The organism is Conyzicola sp. (assembly GCF_057073975.1).
In genome coordinates this window covers 1-15,328 of the sequence record NZ_JBXMIS010000036.1, presented here as the reverse complement: position 1 = coordinate 15,328, position 15,328 = coordinate 1, and the positions used below count along the sequence as shown (strand labels likewise).

The 15,328-nt window shown below is 66.4% G+C and carries 15 protein-coding genes; 9 read left to right on the top strand and 6 right to left on the bottom strand.

Features of this window, described 5'->3' with window-relative positions:
• The 3 genes from AC14A7_RS03335 to guaA form a co-directional block, all read left to right on the top strand.
• Window positions 1-628, top strand: a 628-nt coding sequence (locus tag AC14A7_RS03335) for an SURF1 family cytochrome oxidase biogenesis protein (RefSeq protein WP_484006467.1), incomplete at its 5' end; no start/stop codon positions are given.
• Window positions 629-656: 28 nt separating this feature from the next.
• Window positions 657-1,082, top strand: a complete 426-nt coding sequence (locus AC14A7_RS03330; RefSeq protein WP_484006466.1) for a DUF3817 domain-containing protein — start codon at window positions 657-659, stop codon at window positions 1,080-1,082.
• Window positions 1,079-2,656: a glutamine-hydrolyzing GMP synthase gene (gene guaA, locus AC14A7_RS03325; RefSeq protein ID WP_484006465.1), complete on the top strand. Its 1,578-nt coding sequence runs from the start codon at window positions 1,079-1,081 to the stop codon at window positions 2,654-2,656. The genes AC14A7_RS03330 and guaA overlap by 4 nt, the downstream gene beginning before the upstream one ends.
• 141 nt (window positions 2,657-2,797) lie before the next feature.
• Here guaA and AC14A7_RS03320 read toward each other — a convergent pair whose 3' ends face one another.
• From AC14A7_RS03320 to AC14A7_RS03305, 4 genes are all read right to left on the bottom strand, one after another.
• On the bottom strand, window positions 2,798-4,324 hold the full coding sequence (locus tag AC14A7_RS03320; protein WP_484006464.1) for a carboxypeptidase regulatory-like domain-containing protein: 1,527 nt from the start codon (window positions 4,322-4,324) through the stop codon (window positions 2,798-2,800).
• Between the two features lie 181 nt (window positions 4,325-4,505).
• Window positions 4,506-5,300: a Bax inhibitor-1/YccA family protein gene (locus AC14A7_RS03315; protein WP_484006463.1), complete on the bottom strand. Its 795-nt coding sequence runs from the start codon at window positions 5,298-5,300 to the stop codon at window positions 4,506-4,508.
• 46 nt (window positions 5,301-5,346) lie between these two features.
• A complete protein-coding gene (locus AC14A7_RS03310; RefSeq protein WP_484006462.1) occupies window positions 5,347-5,859 on the bottom strand; it encodes a hypothetical protein in 513 nt (170 codons plus the stop codon).
• Window positions 5,856-6,083: a hypothetical protein gene (locus AC14A7_RS03305; protein ID WP_484006461.1), complete on the bottom strand. Its 228-nt coding sequence runs from the start codon at window positions 6,081-6,083 to the stop codon at window positions 5,856-5,858. The genes AC14A7_RS03310 and AC14A7_RS03305 overlap by 4 nt, the downstream gene beginning before the upstream one ends.
• A 42-nt stretch (window positions 6,084-6,125) precedes the next feature.
• On the opposite strand from AC14A7_RS03305, the gene AC14A7_RS03300 reads away from it, so the two are divergent.
• From AC14A7_RS03300 to AC14A7_RS03275, 6 genes are all read left to right on the top strand, one after another.
• Window positions 6,126-7,145, top strand: a complete 1,020-nt coding sequence (locus AC14A7_RS03300; protein WP_484006460.1) for a glycerophosphodiester phosphodiesterase family protein — start codon at window positions 6,126-6,128, stop codon at window positions 7,143-7,145.
• Window positions 7,146-7,173: 28 nt separating this feature from the next.
• A complete protein-coding gene (locus tag AC14A7_RS03295) occupies window positions 7,174-9,546 on the top strand; it encodes an ATP-dependent helicase (RefSeq protein ID WP_484006459.1) in 2,373 nt (790 codons plus the stop codon).
• A gap of 216 nt (window positions 9,547-9,762) precedes the next feature.
• On the top strand, window positions 9,763-10,359 hold the full coding sequence (locus AC14A7_RS03290; protein ID WP_484006458.1) for a hypothetical protein: 597 nt from the start codon (window positions 9,763-9,765) through the stop codon (window positions 10,357-10,359).
• A 92-nt stretch (window positions 10,360-10,451) separates the two neighbouring features.
• Window positions 10,452-10,967 carry a hypothetical protein gene (locus tag AC14A7_RS03285; RefSeq protein WP_484006457.1) on the top strand — a complete coding sequence of 172 codons (516 nt, stop codon included), beginning with the start codon at window positions 10,452-10,454 and terminating at the stop codon, window positions 10,965-10,967.
• A 179-nt stretch (window positions 10,968-11,146) separates the two neighbouring features.
• Window positions 11,147-11,686 (top strand): hypothetical protein, encoded by a 540-nt coding sequence (locus AC14A7_RS03280; protein WP_484006456.1) that lies wholly within the window; start codon window positions 11,147-11,149, stop codon window positions 11,684-11,686.
• 138 nt (window positions 11,687-11,824) lie between these two features.
• Window positions 11,825-12,361: a hypothetical protein gene (locus AC14A7_RS03275; protein WP_484006455.1), complete on the top strand. Its 537-nt coding sequence runs from the start codon at window positions 11,825-11,827 to the stop codon at window positions 12,359-12,361.
• A 49-nt stretch (window positions 12,362-12,410) separates the two neighbouring features.
• Here AC14A7_RS03275 and AC14A7_RS03270 read toward each other — a convergent pair whose 3' ends face one another.
• Both AC14A7_RS03270 and AC14A7_RS03265 read right to left on the bottom strand, forming a co-directional pair.
• A complete protein-coding gene (locus AC14A7_RS03270; protein ID WP_484006454.1) occupies window positions 12,411-13,478 on the bottom strand; it encodes an ABC transporter permease in 1,068 nt (355 codons plus the stop codon).
• Window positions 13,475-14,995, bottom strand: a complete 1,521-nt coding sequence (locus AC14A7_RS03265; protein ID WP_484006453.1) for a sugar ABC transporter ATP-binding protein — start codon at window positions 14,993-14,995, stop codon at window positions 13,475-13,477. The genes AC14A7_RS03270 and AC14A7_RS03265 overlap by 4 nt, the downstream gene beginning before the upstream one ends.
• Window positions 14,996-15,328 lie beyond the last annotated feature (333 nt).

Below are 15,328 nucleotides of genomic sequence, written 5' to 3'. Positions count from 1 at the left end.
TGCGCAGGCGACCGTCGTCGAGCGCGACACCGAGACCGTCAGGGCACTCGGCGACGTGGCCAGACCACAGAGCGGCGTCACCACGGAGGCGTCGGGCCAGCTCGTGCGCGTGCGGGCCGAGTATGCCGAGGGCGACTTCAGCGTGCTCAGCGGCAGGGTGAACTACGGCACCGAGGGCTATTGGCTCGTGGGGCACGCGGTCGCCGACGACGGTACGAGCCTCGCCGTCGCTGTCGGCTGGGCGGCGACCGAGGCCGATGCTCTCGCCGCCGAGCGGCCTGCGGGCGGCACCCTCGAGGGCCGCTACCTCGCGACCGAGCCGCCCGCCGATGACGACTTCGAGGCGGGGGAGCGCTCGGCCATGGCCGTCGCGACCCTCATCAACGAGTGGGGGGACCAGCCGTCTGGGGTCTACGGCGGCTACCTCGTGCTCTCGGCGGCGCCATCCGGTCTGGAGACGATCGACGCCCCGCCGCCCACCCAGCAGGTCGTGCTCAACTGGCTCAACATCTTCTACGCGGTCGAGTGGGTGGTCTTCGCGGGCTTCGCGCTCTACCTCTGGTATCGACTGGTGCGAGACGCCTGGGAGCGAGAGCAGCTGGAGGCCGAAGAGGCCGCGGCATCGTGAGCAAATGCGGCGCAACTAAACTAGGGCCATGCCCTTGAAGCCCAAACCGTCGGATGCAGCACGGATACGGCTGGCACTCAAGTTCTACCGCGTGACCTCGATCATCACCGGCAGCTTCCTGCTGCTGCTGTGCCTCATGATGGTCTTCCGCTACGGGTTCGGTGTCGATATCGAGGCGGGCGGGCCCTTCGGCTTCCTCTACCTCAACCCGCGGGAGCAGATCACCGCGATCAACCTGTCGACGGTCATCCTCGTCGTTCACGGCTGGTTCTACGTGTTCTACGTGCTCGCCGACTTCAACCTGTGGAGCCCGATGCGCTGGAGCCTTCTGCGCCTCGGCCTCATGTTCCTCGGCGGCATCGTTCCGCTGCTCTCCTTCATCCTCGAGCGCCGCTACCACCGCGAGGTCGTCGCCGTGCTCGACTCCTTCGAAACAGAAGAGGTGCCCGCATGAGCGAGGAAACCAGCCAGCAGCCCGTGCTCGTCGTCGACTTCGGAGCACAGTATGCGCAGCTGATCGCCCGACGCGTTCGCGAGGCGAACGTCTACTCCGAGATCGTTCCGCACACGATCACCGCGGAGGAGGTTGCCGCCAAGAACCCGGTGGGCATCGTGCTCAGCGGCGGGCCGTCGAGCGTGTACGAGGCAGGCTCGCCGACACTCGACCCCGGTATCCTCGAGCTCGGAATCCCGACCCTCGGCATCTGCTACGGCTTCCAGGTGATGGCTCAGCAGCTCGGCGGCGAGGTCGCGAACACGGGCCTTCGCGAGTATGGCGCAACAGCGGTCACGCTGGCCCCGGGGTCGTCGACCCTTCTCGGCGACCAGCCCTCTGACCAGACGACGTGGATGAGCCACGGCGACTCCGTCTCGAAGGCGCCAGACGGCTTCACCGTGCTCGCCTCGTCGGCATCCACCCCCGTCGCCGCCTTCGCGTCCGACGAGAAGCGCATGTACGGCGTGCAGTGGCACCCGGAGGTCAAGCACTCCGAGTACGGCCAGGCGGTGCTCGAGAACTTCCTCCACCGTGCCGCCGGCATCCCGGCGGACTGGAACTCGACGAACGTCATCGACGAGCAGGTCGCCAGAATCGCGGCACAGGTCGGCTCCGGCCGGGTGATCGTCGGACTCTCCGGCGGCGTCGACTCCGCTGTTGCCGCCGCCATCGTGCACAAGGCGGTCGGCGACCAGCTCACCGCGATCTTCGTCGACCACGGACTGCTCCGACAGGATGAGCGCCGCCAGGTTGAAGAGGACTACGTCGCCTCCACGGGTGTGCGCCTCGTCACCGTCGATGCCGTCGACCAGTTCCTCGATGCGCTCGCCGGTGTCACCGACCCGGAGCAGAAGCGCAAGATCATCGGCCGAGAGTTCATCCGCTCGTTCGAGAACGCCGCAGAGGCGCTCGTGCTCGAGGCGTCTGCCGAGGGCGAGAAGATCGAGTTCCTCGTGCAGGGCACGCTCTACCCGGATGTCGTCGAGAGCGGTGGCGGAACCGGCACCGCCAACATCAAGAGCCACCACAACGTCGGCGGCCTTCCAGAAGACCTGCAGTTCCAGCTCGTGGAACCGCTGCGCACCCTCTTCAAGGATGAGGTGCGCACCATCGGCCGCGAGCTCGGACTGCCGGAGGTCATCGTCTCGCGCCAGCCGTTTCCGGGGCCAGGCCTCGGCATCCGCATCGTCGGTGAGGTTACCCGTGAGCGTCTCGAGCTGCTCCGCGCGGCCGACGCGATCGCGCGCGAGGAGCTGACGGCCGCCGGCCTCGACAATGAGATCTGGCAGTGCCCCGTCGTGCTACTCGCCGACGTGCGCTCCGTCGGCGTCCAGGGCGACGGCCGCACCTACGGCCACCCGATCGTGCTGCGCCCGGTGTCGAGCGAGGATGCCATGACGGCCGACTGGACCCGCCTGCCCTACGACGTGCTGGCCCGTATCTCCAACCGGATCACCAATGAGGTCGCGGGGGTCAATCGCGTCGTCCTCGACGTCACCTCGAAGCCCCCGGGAACCATCGAGTGGGAATGAGCCGATAAGAAAAGGGCCCTTTCGGGCCCTTTTCCGGCTCATTCGGCGCTCCGTCTCGGAGCGCCGGCCGGAGCACTCGTGCTGCTCCCGAAACGAACGACGGGCCCGGCCGAAGCCGAGCCCGCCGTCACGCGCGAGGGGTCAGTGACCCCGCGGCGTCAGTGTCACGTTGTTCTCGAAGCTGTCGACGCCAGCCACGACGGTAACGAAGGTCGCGTCCTTGTAGTTCTTGACCCCGCCGAGGAAGACCTTGTCGTACTTAGTCTTGGGGTCGTCGTCGCAGTCACGGAACTCTGCGGTGTACCGGCCGGGCTTGAGGTCGTTGAATATCCACGTGCCATCCCCGAAGTCCTCGCCGAAGGTGGCGACCTCCGCAAGCGGCTTCTTGTTCTTCGAGCCGTACAGCGTCACGCACACCGCGTCGGGGTGGAAGTCGCCGGCGGGGGTGAGAACCCATCCGCCGAGGCTGCCCGTCGTTCGTGCCGCCAGGGTGAAGTTCTCCGTGATTGACTCGTTGGCAACCGGCGTCACAAGTCGCTGTACCCGGTCGTAGGGGGTGCCTGGACCGCCGACGCTCAGGGTGTACTCGACGGCACCGACCTCGGTGATGACGTAGTCGCCGTTCTCGTCGGTGACTTCTCCGGCGAACGCGCCTTGCGCTGTGTGAGCAGAGACATACTCGCCGACAACAGGCGCGCCGTCGGGGCCGATCACGGTGCCGCTGATCGTCGCGTTCGTTGCCACCAGTGCGCGATCGAGCGTCGCCGTCGCGCCTTCGGCGACCGTCACCTCGGCTGCAGGGCCGAGGTATCCGAAGGCGAAGAAGTTGACGCTGTAGGTGCCAGCGGGAAGGGAGGCGAAGGTGAAGCTGCCGTTCTCATCCGTAGCAACGTTGGTGTTCTGCGCCACGTCGACCCCGTAGAGCGAGACGTTGGCGCCCTGGATCGGCTCTCCCGTCGCCGCATCGGTCAGGGTGCCGGTCACCGTGGAGTTACCGGTCGGGTACGAGATGAAGGGGAGGTTGCGGGTGGCGCTGGGTGCGGCATCCGAGAGCTCGACCGAGGCGGGGTAGAGGTACTGGTAGCCCGACAGTGCGGGGGAGGAGAAGGCCCAGGTGCCGTTGGGCAGGCCGGTGATCTCGTACAGGCCGTTCTCATCGCTCGATGAGTATGCATTCTGGCCGGTGGCGTAGTTGTGCACAGAGACGTGCAGCCCGGCGATGGGCGTGCCGTCACCGGTTACCAGACCGCTGATCGTGCCGACCCCGATCTGGAACGGCGTGAACACGAAGTCCACGTTCGCCGTCGGTGCCGATGCGGAGATGGCCGCGGTCTGCCACGGCACGTTCTGGTAGTTGGCGCTGTACGACGAGACACCGTAGGTGTCAGCGTCGACCCCGGTGAACTCATAGTGGCCGGCGGCGTCGGAGAACGTGTAGGCGAAGAATGGGTTTGTCTCGCCCGACGAGGTCGAGATGCTGACCTGGATGCCCTCGATGGGCAGCCCACCCGCCTCTGTGACGGTTCCGCTGATGGTGCCGGGACCGGTGCCCACGACGTCGGCGCTCGCAGACAGGGGCGCGCCGAGCGCTACAAGGGCGATGACGAGGGCCGCCGCCGTCGCGGCGAGCCCCCGTCTGCGCGGGGATGGGGTGTCGATTCGGGTCATGTTGGGTCCTCACGATGGTCATGGAGTTTTCTCAACTCTTGAGAATCATGGGGCTTGATGCGACCCGCAGGCAAGCTCGGATCGACAAAGCGTTCCATTGCTACGAGATCGAGGTACACCCTCACCCCATCGGGGTACGAAAGAGGGGCCCGGCAGGAGCCGGACCCCTCTTTCTCGTGGGCTAGTTGCTGCCGCGAAGGATCGCGATGAGGCGGAGGAACTCGATGTAGAGCCACACGATCGTCAGCACGAGGCCGAAGGCGGCCTTCCAACCGAGGATGCGCGGAGCGCCAGCCTCGACGCCCTGCTTCACCGAGGTGAAGTCGAGCACGAGCGAGTATGCCGCCAGCAGGATCGCGAGCGGGCCGATGATGAGGCCGAGCGGGAATCCGTTGAACTCGGTTCCGTAGAGCCCCCACGGGTCCTGGTTGACACCGGTGAGCTGAAGGCCGAGGTTGATCAGCGAGAACGCCGCATACGAGATGCCGGCGATCATGAAGATCTTGGTGGCTCGTGCCGAGGCCCGCACCTTGCCGTTGGCGAACAGCGCGAGTGTCACGCCGAAGACGACCAGCGTGGCGAGCACGGCCTGCAGGATGATGCCGGGCAGCATCCGCTCGAGCGTCACGGAGATGCCGCCGAGGAAGACACCCTCGACAACGGAGTACGCCATGATGAGCGGCACCGATGGCACCTTCTTGAAGATGTTGACCATGGCGAGCACGAAGCCGACGAGAGCGGCCGGCAGCGCGAGGCCGGGGAAGAAGAAGGCGCCGATCGCGCCTCCGACCAGAAGCACGACGAACATCGACACCGTCTTGACGATGACGTCGTCGTAGCTCATACGGTCGGTGTCGGCCGGGCTGGCCGAGGGGCGGCCGTACAGCTCGTCGAGCTCGGTGGCCGACGGGGCGGCGACGCGGCTCTTCTGGCTGAAGGCGGGGGTAGTGCTGAATGCGGGGTTGGACAGGGCCATTCGCGGTTCTCTCCTTGTATGCGGGCGGGTGCCCGACATCCATAATTCAAGCGGTTGCTGCCGTGCGATTGCTGGGGATCAGCCGTGACGCGGCGAGGAAGCGAGCGCTCCATGCGAAGAGCACGAGCAGTGACCCCATTATGGCGAGCGCGGGGATCATCGCGCTGTACTCGGAGACGAACTCGCGCAGAGTCATCCCCACCGCGAACAGGGCGACCGGGAGCAGAAAGGTCACGGCTGGCCGGTGGCGAACCAGTAGCCAGCTCGCGAGGGGGAGGGAGAGGATGGCGACTCCGGCCGGGCCGATGAGCAGGATGAACGCCGCGATCAGGCTGGGCAGCACCGCCCAGATGCGCCGCCAGCCAGCCGCCGGCATGAGCCACCAGCCGATGACATGGGCAAGGGTGCCGATGCCGAGGGGGAGGCCGAAGTTGACGTTGGCACCCTGAAGGCACAGGAGCCCGGAGATGATGAGTCCAAGGCCGGCGAGGTAGCGGCCGCGGTAGGTGCCCCATCGAAGGGAGACAGACCTGCTCGGCTCGGTCCAGCTCTCGATCACTGGCGCAGCACCGCGAGCAGCACGGCAGAGACCACGAGCACGAGTGCGATGCCGCCCATGATGAGCCCGAAGATCGCGATGGGCGAGAGGGATGCGGCAGGCGCCACGGCGATGGGCCGGATCGCCGACGGGATACCGCCGTCCTTCTCCACGGGCACCCCGCACTGCGTGCAGAACTTCCACACCGGGTCGAGAGCCGCCTCGCAGGCCCAGCAGGTCGTCATGACATGCATCCTAGGAGGCCGCGGGGCAGGAGCGGGCACCGGATGTCGCGTACCGTTATCGAGGTGACCACGACACCGCACCCCCTCGTGATCGGCCACCGTGGCGCCAGCGGATATCGCCCAGAGCACTCGCGCGCAGCCTATGAGCTCGCGTTCGCGCTCGGAGCCGACGCCGTCGAACCCGACATCGTCGCCACGAAGGACGGCATTCTCGTGCTTCGCCACGAGAACGAGATCAGCGGAACGACGGATGTCGCGTCTCACCCCGAGTTCGCCTCCCGCAGGACGACCAAGACCATCGACGGCGTGTCACTGACGGGCTGGTTCACCGAGGACTTCACGTGGCACGAGCTGCGCACCCTCCGGGTCATCGAGCGCCTCCCGCAGGTGCGCCAGGCGTCGACGACCTTCAACGGGACGGAGGGGATCCTCCGACTGCGCGACCTGGTCGAGATCATCGACGCGGCATCCGATCGCACGGGCAAGCAGCTGGTCATGGTCGCCGAGATCAAGCACGCCACCTACTTCGAGTCGATCGGGCTGCCGCTCGACGAGCTGTTCGCCGCAGAGGTCGAGGGCTGGGCAACAGATCGCAACCTCATCGTCGAGGCGTTCGAGCAGTCGGTGCTGCTCAAGATCCGCGCTCGCGGCGTGCCAGGCAGGCTCGTGTTCCTCGTCGAGAAGGGCGGCTCGCCCGCCGACCTCGTGGCACTGCACGGCAAGAAGGCGCCGAGCTACGCCTCGCACCTCACCGACTTCGGGCTCGCGAAGCTCGCCGCCACCGTCGACGGCGTCAGCGTCGACCGCCGGCTCATCGTCAACCCCGACACCGCGGCGGTCTCCGACGTCGTCGACCGGGCCCACGCGGCGGGTCTCCTCGTCTTCACCTGGACCCTCCGCCCAGAGAACCGCTTTCTCACCAAGGCCTTCCGTGGGCCGGGCGGCTCGTCGGCGTGGGGCGACTGGCGCGGCGAGTACCGCCTCATCCTCGACACCGGCCTCGACGGCGTCTTCGCCGACCAGCCCGACCTCGCGGTGGCGGTGCGCGACCACGGAGCGTGACGGCCGCCGCCGGTAGAATCGAGGGGCCATGACATTCGTCCTCGACCCCTTTGAGCCAACCGCGCAGATTCCCGGTCAGATCGACAACGAGCTGCTCGACGGGCTCAACCCCCGCCAGCGCGAGGCAGTCGAGTACCGCGGCCAGTCGCTGCTCATCGTGGCGGGCGCCGGCTCTGGCAAGACGAGCGTGCTCACGCGTCGCATCGCCGGGCTGCTGCAGAGCAGAGAGGCGTGGCCGAGCCAGATCCTCGCGATCACCTTCACGAACAAGGCCGCAGCCGAGATGCGGGAGCGGGTGAAGTCCCTCATCGGGGATGCAGCCGACGGCATGTGGATCTCGACGTTCCACTCCTCGTGCGTTCGCATCCTTCGCCGCGAGGCCGAGGCGTTCGGCATGAAGCAGTCGTTCACGATCTACGACTCCGCCGACTCCAAGGCGCTCATCAAGCGCATCATCAAGGACATGGATGCCGACACCCTCGGCTTCACCCCCGGCAACGCGGGCGGGCGCATCTCCAAGCTCAAGAACGAGCTCGTCGACGTCGAGTCGTTCTCGCGCAACATCAACGCGAGCGACCCGAAGGAGGTGGCCTTCCTCGAGATCTTCCGGCGCTACAGCTCAGCCCTCCGCAAGGCGAACGCCCTCGACTTCGACGACCTCATCGCCGAGACCGTTCACCTGTTCCGTGCCTTCCCCGACAAGGCCGCGCTCTATCAGCGGCGGTTCCGCCACGTGCTCGTCGACGAGTACCAGGACACCAACCACGCGCAGTATGCCCTCATCCGCGAGCTCGTTCGCCCGGTCAAGCCGCAGCACGTGCCGCCCGACACCCGCACGCAGCTCGACGCGAGCGGGGGAATCCCCGGGGCGTCACTGACGGTTGTCGGCGACAGCGACCAGTCGATCTACGCGTTTCGTGGCGCCGACATCCGCAACATCGTCGAATTCGAGCGCGACTTCCCCAACTCGAAGGTGATCCTGCTCGAGCAGAACTACCGCTCGACGCAGAACATCCTCGATGCGGCCAATGCCGTTATCGCCAACAACTTCGACCGCAAGGCGAAGAACCTGTTCACGACCGTCGGCGCCGGCGAGCTCATCGTTGGCTACACGGGCTACACCGCGTTCGACGAGGCGCAGTTCATCGCCGACGAGATACAGAAGGCACGGGATGGCGGCGGCGCCTACCGCGACATCGCCATCTTCATGCGCACCAACTCCCAGAGCCGTGCGATCGAAGAGGTGCTCACCCGCTCCGCTATCCCGTACCGCTTCCCCGGCGGCACCAAGTTCTACGACCGCGCCGAGATCAAAGACGTCATCGGCTACCTCATCCAGGTGATCAACCCGGATGACGACCTCGCCCTTCGCCGCATCATGAACACTCCGAAGCGCGGCATCGGCCCCGCAACAGAGGCCGCGCTGCAGGCTTACGCCGACCGCACCGGCACCCCGCTGCGCGACGCGCTCGGCGACGCTGCCCAGCTGGGGCTCGGGCCGAAGGTGACAAGCGCCATCCTCGGGCTCTCGGCGATGCTCGACGAGGTTGCCGCCCTCGGGCCGACAGCCAAGCCCGCCGATATGCTCTCCGCGATCATCACCAAGTCGGGATACGTCGATGCGCTGCGCACAACGCGTGACGCCCAGGACGAGGCCAGGGCAGAGAACGTCGAGGAGCTTCTCGCGCAGACCAAGGAGTTCAGCCGTCGCAACCCAGAGGGCACGCTCATCGACTACCTCACCGAGATCTCGCTGCTCGCGGCGGCCGACGATCTCGACGACGAGAGCGGCACCGTCACCCTGATGACCCTCCACACCGCCAAGGGGCTCGAGTACGACACCGTGTTCCTCACCGGTGTCGAGGAGGACCTCCTTCCCCACCGCATGTCGGCGGGCGAACCGGGTGGGGTCGCAGAGGAGCGCCGGCTGTTCTACGTCGGCATCACCAGGGCGAAGCGCCAGCTGTACATCTCGCTCGCGATGTCGCGGGCGCAGTATGGCGACGTCGGCATCGCCATGCCGAGCCGCTATCTGCAGGAGATTCCCGCGGCGCTCATCGACTGGCGCCAGTCGCCGGGCATGGCCAACAGCCGCGGTGGAACGCAGCCACGAGCCCTCAACGCTCGTCGCGACGGTCGCACCGCCGGCTATGAGTCGTTCGAGATCGCGCCAGCCGTGTCGAGGGTGAAGACAGAGTGGACCTCGTCGATCACCGGGGCCATTCGCGACAACGGCGATCTGGTGCTCGAAGCTGGCGACCGCATCCGGCACAACGACTTCGGCGAGGGGCGCGTGAGCGCCGTCACCGGCGAGGGCCCTAAGCGCGTTGCCGAGGTGCAGTTCGACACTGCCGGTCGCAAGCGGCTGCTCATCAAGATCGCCCCCATCGAGAAGCTCTAGCGAGTCTCGCCCCCGCGGGCACGTCGCGCGGAGCGTGTCCGCCTAAAGGTGGACAGGGTTGTCCCCTGCTTTGGGGTACGTCCCGGCGGGGTCGACCCATGGCCGCAGAGGTATCTTCATGAGTACCGATAGAGGCGGCCGAGGGGGCAATCTCGAGGTACAAGCACTGGGCCGTCGACAAAGGGGAGTCGGCCACCAAGCAGAAGGATTCAGCTCATGGTCAAGGAAGACCTCACTCGCACTCTTGCCGTACTCGTCATCGGAGCGACAGCCGCTCTCGGCCTTGCCGGCTGTGCCGCACCGGCCCCGACCGTCGCGGGTGACTACCCGGATGTCTCGCTCGCCGACACGAAGTCGCCAGCCCAGCTGCTGCGCAATGAAGCCGCAACCCGCCTGCCGGAGGGCGTCATCGATCAGATCATCGAGTCGGAGGACGCATCTGTCTCGTGCCTGTCGGAGGACGAGGACCCGGAGGGCACCATCCGCTCCTGGCACTCGACGGTCGACGTGCTGATCCTCGGTGAAGCAGACGTCGCTCCCCTCGTCAACGACCTCGTCGCGTCGTTCGAGGCCGACGGCTGGACTGCGCGCGACCTCGGCGGCAACGTCAGCGCGATCCAGAAGCTGCTCGAAACGGATGGCTCGCTCGCCGACATGCAGATCTCCGGCTTCACTCCCAACGAGAACGCGTCGTCGGTTGGCCTCGAGGAGGTCGTCGATCAGCGCACCGTGCAGATTGAGGTGCACGGCCCGTGCGTGCGCACGGCGGGTGCCACCTCTGAGGAAGTCGGCTCGCTGCAGAAGAAGAAGTAGCACCTGTCCCCACTTGTGGGGAGCGGCCTGCACGCATCGTTTGCTGTTACCGTAAACAAATCAGCGACGATGCTGGTGGAAGCGAGGCGGGCATGAAGAGGCCCATAGCGGTGCTCGGTGCCGCCATCATCCTGATGTCTCTCGTTGGCTGCGCAGAGGAGCCGCTCGGGGCCGGTCGGCTGCCAGAGAGCAAAGCCCCCGCCCAGCTGCTGCGGGTCGAGGCGGTGTCGCGTGTGCCCGGTTACCAGGTGAGCTCGATGGCGGAGCCAGAGGAGGGTTCTGAGCCGTGCGACGCGAGCGACCCTGAGGGCAAGGAGCGCTTCTGGCGCTCGAGCGTCGAGATCTTCATGGTCGACAACGCGTCGGTTCGACCAGAGGCCATCGTCGACGATATCGTCGCCTCGTTCGTCGCCCAGGACTGGGTCGAGGCGGATGGCGACACCGTTCTCATCACAAGGCTGACCAAGCCGGCGCTCGCAACCGCGATCACCCTGACGCGCACGCCGATGGACACGGGCGGCACGATCACGATCGCCGTCGACGGGCCGTGCGCGATGACGGCGGGGGTCAACGACCCGGCGGTGAAGAAGCTGGACGGCCGCCAGTAGCGGGCCGTGTGACCACATCTGGGGTATGCCGCTGGCGCACTCGTAACATGTTCGTCTTCTTCGGCGCGATCTGCCGCGTTAGGTTCGTTGCACTAGTGATGTAGCTGGCGCGACCGGAACCGTAGTTGGCCGGTCGTTCGCGACCGCATCCGAGGTCGCATCGACCGACGAGGATGACCATGAACGCACCCACGACTCTGCGACGTGCACTCGCCGCCGCCGCGGCTCTCGCCATCGTTGTGACCATGGCGGCGTGCTCGGAGACAGAGAGCGGCCTCACACTCGCCGACACGAAGTCGCCGGTGCAGCTGCTGCGCAACGAGGCGGCGAGCCGGGTGCCGGCCGGTCTCGTCGCCGAGGTCGAGAACTCGTCTGACGCGTCAGAGAACTGCCGCACTGAGGAAGCCGACCCGGAGGGTCTTCAGCGCGCCTGGAAGTCGAGCGTTCGCATCGTGCTGACCCCTGACGCCGACTGGGACCTCGTGCTCTCCAAGTTCTATGTGTCGTTCCGCGAGGACGGCTGGGATCAGGGCACCTACGGCTCCAATACGATCGTCGAGTTCACCCGCGACGACAGCCTCGCCACCATCCATATCTCCGGCAAGGCCCCGAAGGACGGTGCCGCCGGAGAACTGCAGGTTCAGGTCGCCGGCCCCTGCGTCATGACCGATGGCGAGGGCTCCGACGAGGTGGCCAAGCTCGAGGTGCAGGCGGGGTAGCAGCCGCTCACCGATCGACTACCCCCGCACTGGGGGCTCATTGGCATGCCCGGATTCGGGCCAAACCACGCGCGTTGGAGGCGCATCCCGCTAGATTCGCGTAGTCAGACAATGAAGTCGATAAATAGGAGTAATAACATGACTAAAACGAATCATAAGTGGATGATCGTGCTCCTTGCCGGCGCGACCAGCCTCACCGGCTGCGCCGCCACCGCCTCGTCGCCCGTGGACGAGCTGTCGCTCGCCGAGACCAAGTCACCGGTGCAGTTGCTGCGCAATGAGGCGGCCAGCAGGGTCGATGCGGCTCAGGTGGCGGAGGTCAGGCTCGCGGCCGACGCCTCTGCCGCGTGCTTCGACGAGTTCGACAACCCGGACGGGCTCATCCGCCAGTGGATCTCGAGCGCCGATCTCGTGCTCGCTCCCGGCGCCGACCTCACCGGTCTGGCCGACGGTCTGGTCGACCGCTTCGAGGCGGACGGCTGGGAGCGGCGCGACATGAGCACTGGCGACTCGTTCGCCCTGACCGTGCTGGCGTCGCCCGACTCGGTCGCCCAGATCCAGGTCGAGGCGTCGGATGAGTCAGAGGCCGGGGTGATCACCATCACCTCGACGGGTCCCTGCGTGACGACAGCCGGGCCCGCGTCTGACGAGGTGCGCCAGCTCGAGAGCCGTTAAGCACCGAGCGGGTCGGGGCTGACCCCGACCCGCTCACTCGTGCCCAGAGCTACAGCTTGGGCTTTACGTTGTTGCGGCGAACGGCGAGACGCTGCTGAAGGAGAACCGCGGCAATGATGATGAGCCCCTTCGAGACATCCTGGATCGAGTTGGGCACATTGATCTGCGTGAAGATGTTGAGCAGGATCGAGAAGATCATTACGCCGAGAATGGTGCCGGTAATGGTGCCGCGACCGCCGATGAGCAGGGTGCCGCCGACCACGACCGCCGCGATTGCGTCGAGCTCGTACAGCGTTCCGTTGGTCGAGCTGCCGGCCGTGGTGCGGCCGACGAGCATGATCGCCGCGATGCCGGCAGTGACGCCAGACAGCACATAGAGGTAGACGGTGTGGCGCTTCACCTTGATGCCGGCGAGGCGGGCAGCCTCCTCGTTGCCGCCGATCGCCACGGTGCGGCGGCCGAAGGTGGTGCGGTTGAGCAGCAGCCATCCGACGACGGCAACGATGAGGGCGAACCAGACCAGCCACGAGATGCCGAGCGGGCTGCCGCGGAAGAACTCGACGAGCCCGGTGCGCACGCCGACACCGTTGACGAACACGCCGTCGACGACGAGCGTCTTCTTCTCCGACACGAGTTCGGCGACTCCGCGGGCGGCGACAAGCATGGCGAGCGTTGCGATGAACGGCACGACTTTGCCATAGGCGATCACCGCGCCGTTGATGAGGCCGGCCCCCGCGCCGACGCCGATCGCGACGAGAGCCATGAGCCACCATCCGACCTGGCCAGCGGCGACCTGCACGGGCGCGATCGTGGCCACGACCGTTGCAAGGCCGAGGATCGATCCAATCGACAGGTCGATTCCGCCAGAGGTGATGACGAAGGTCATGCCGACCGCGACCACCGCAGAGACCGAGGCAAGACGAAGGATGATGAGGGCGTTCTCGACGTTGATGAACCGGTCTCCGGCAACGACGCCCCCGACCACGATGAGAACGACGAGCGCGACAACCAGCCCGATGTTGCGCCCGGCGGAGCCGCCGAGATAGTCGCGGGCTCCGCCGAGCACGCGGGTGCCGATGGGGGTCCGCTCAGCGGTTGGTGCCTTCGAGTCGCTCATGCCGCGGCTCCTTTCATAACGAGGTCGAGGACATCCTGTTCTGTGATGTCCGTTGCTGCTGCTGAGCTGACGACGGCGCCGTCAGCGATAACCAGAACCCGGTCGGAGAGGCCGAGTACTTCTTCGATCTCGCTGGAGACGAGGAGTATGGCGGTGCCGGCGTCGGCCAGCTGTCGGATGAGGGAGTAGATCTCCGCTCTCGCCCCGACGTCGACGCCACGGGTCGGCTCGTCGAGTAGAAGCAGGTCGGTGCCGTGCACAAGCCAGCGGGCCAGCAGGATCTTCTGCTGGTTGCCGCCGGATAGCGTGCGGGCGATGCGGTCCGGCTCGGCCGGTCGCAGGTCGAGAGACTCGATCTGGCCGCGGGCGATGGAGCGTTCCGCCCGTTCGTCGAGCCAGCCCGCCCGAGCGAAGCGCGCGAAGCTCGAGAGGGTGATGTTGCGAAAGATCGGCTCGTCGAGAATGAGCCCCTGGCTCTTGCGCTCCTCCGGCGACATGCCGATGCCAGCGGCAACGGCCGAGTCGACCGACCCGCGGCGCAGCTGCTTTCCGTGCATGGTCACCCGACCGCCGGTGGAACGCCGTGCGCCGTAGACCGTCTCGAGGATCTCCGATCGGCCGGAGCCGACCAGCCCGGCCAGCCCGACGATCTCGCCGGCCCGCACCTCGAAGTCGAGGTCGGAGAACAGTCCGCGCAGTTCGAGGGACTCCACATTGAGAACGACGGGAGCGTCGGCCTTCGGCCCAGTGCGCTTCGGGAAGATGCTGTCGACCGCTCGCCCGGTCATGAGCTTGATCACCTCTGGCGTCGTGGTCTCAGAGACCAGGAGTCCGCTGGCCATGCTCGAGCCGTCCTTGATGACGGTGATGCGGTCGCCGATCTCGCGGATCTCCTCGAGGCGGTGGGAGATGTAGATGACGGCTATGCCCTGCGCGGTGAGCTCGCGGATGACGCCGAACAGTTTCGTGACCTCGCCGGCGTCGAGAACGGCGCTCGGCTCGTCCATGATGATGAGCTTGATGTCGTGGGAAAGAGCGCGCGCCATGCTCACGATCTGCTTGTTGGCGGCCGACAGGGAGCCAACCTCGGTGGAGGGGGAGAGCTCGCCGTGGCCGAGCCGAGCGAGCAGCGCCCGGGTCTCGCGGTTCATGCGCGCGACATGCAGCATGCCTCCGGTCGCCGACTCGTGGCCGAGGAAGATGTTCTCTGCGATTGTCAGGCCGTCGACGACGTCGAGCTCCTGGTACATCGTCGCGATTCCGAGTTGAAGGGCTGCGACGGGACTGGAGATGTCGACGGGCTCGCCGTTCCAGGAGATGGTTCCCTCGTCGGGTTGGTGGGCACCGGAGAGCACCTTGATAAGGGTGGACTTGCCCGCGCCGTTCTGGCCGAGAACACAGTGCACCTCGCCCGCCCGCACATCGAGGCTGACCCCTGCGAGGGCGCGTGCGCCGGCAAAGGACTTGGTTATCCCGCGGACGTCGAGTAATGACGTTTGGTAATCGTCTTTGATCATTCGAAAAACATAACACAGGCCTTGCTCCGACGGATGTCCCCTTTTCTTTGGCATTCCGGCGCACCACGGCACGCTCAGGGCCCGTCATTGCGGGCACGACTACTTATGACGATCCAAAACATTAAGTTGCGCTACAGGAGACATCTTCTGTTAGGGTGAACTCGTCAACGAGGACCACAGCGCAACTGGAATCACCACGACCCCCGGGCGGTTGAATGTGCCTTCCCCTCGATGGCTCACTGCGATCCACCGAATTAAAGGAGATTCCCACATGTTCGCAACGCGCACTACGCGTGCCAGGCTCACCATCGCCGGCGCGACCCTAGTCGTCGC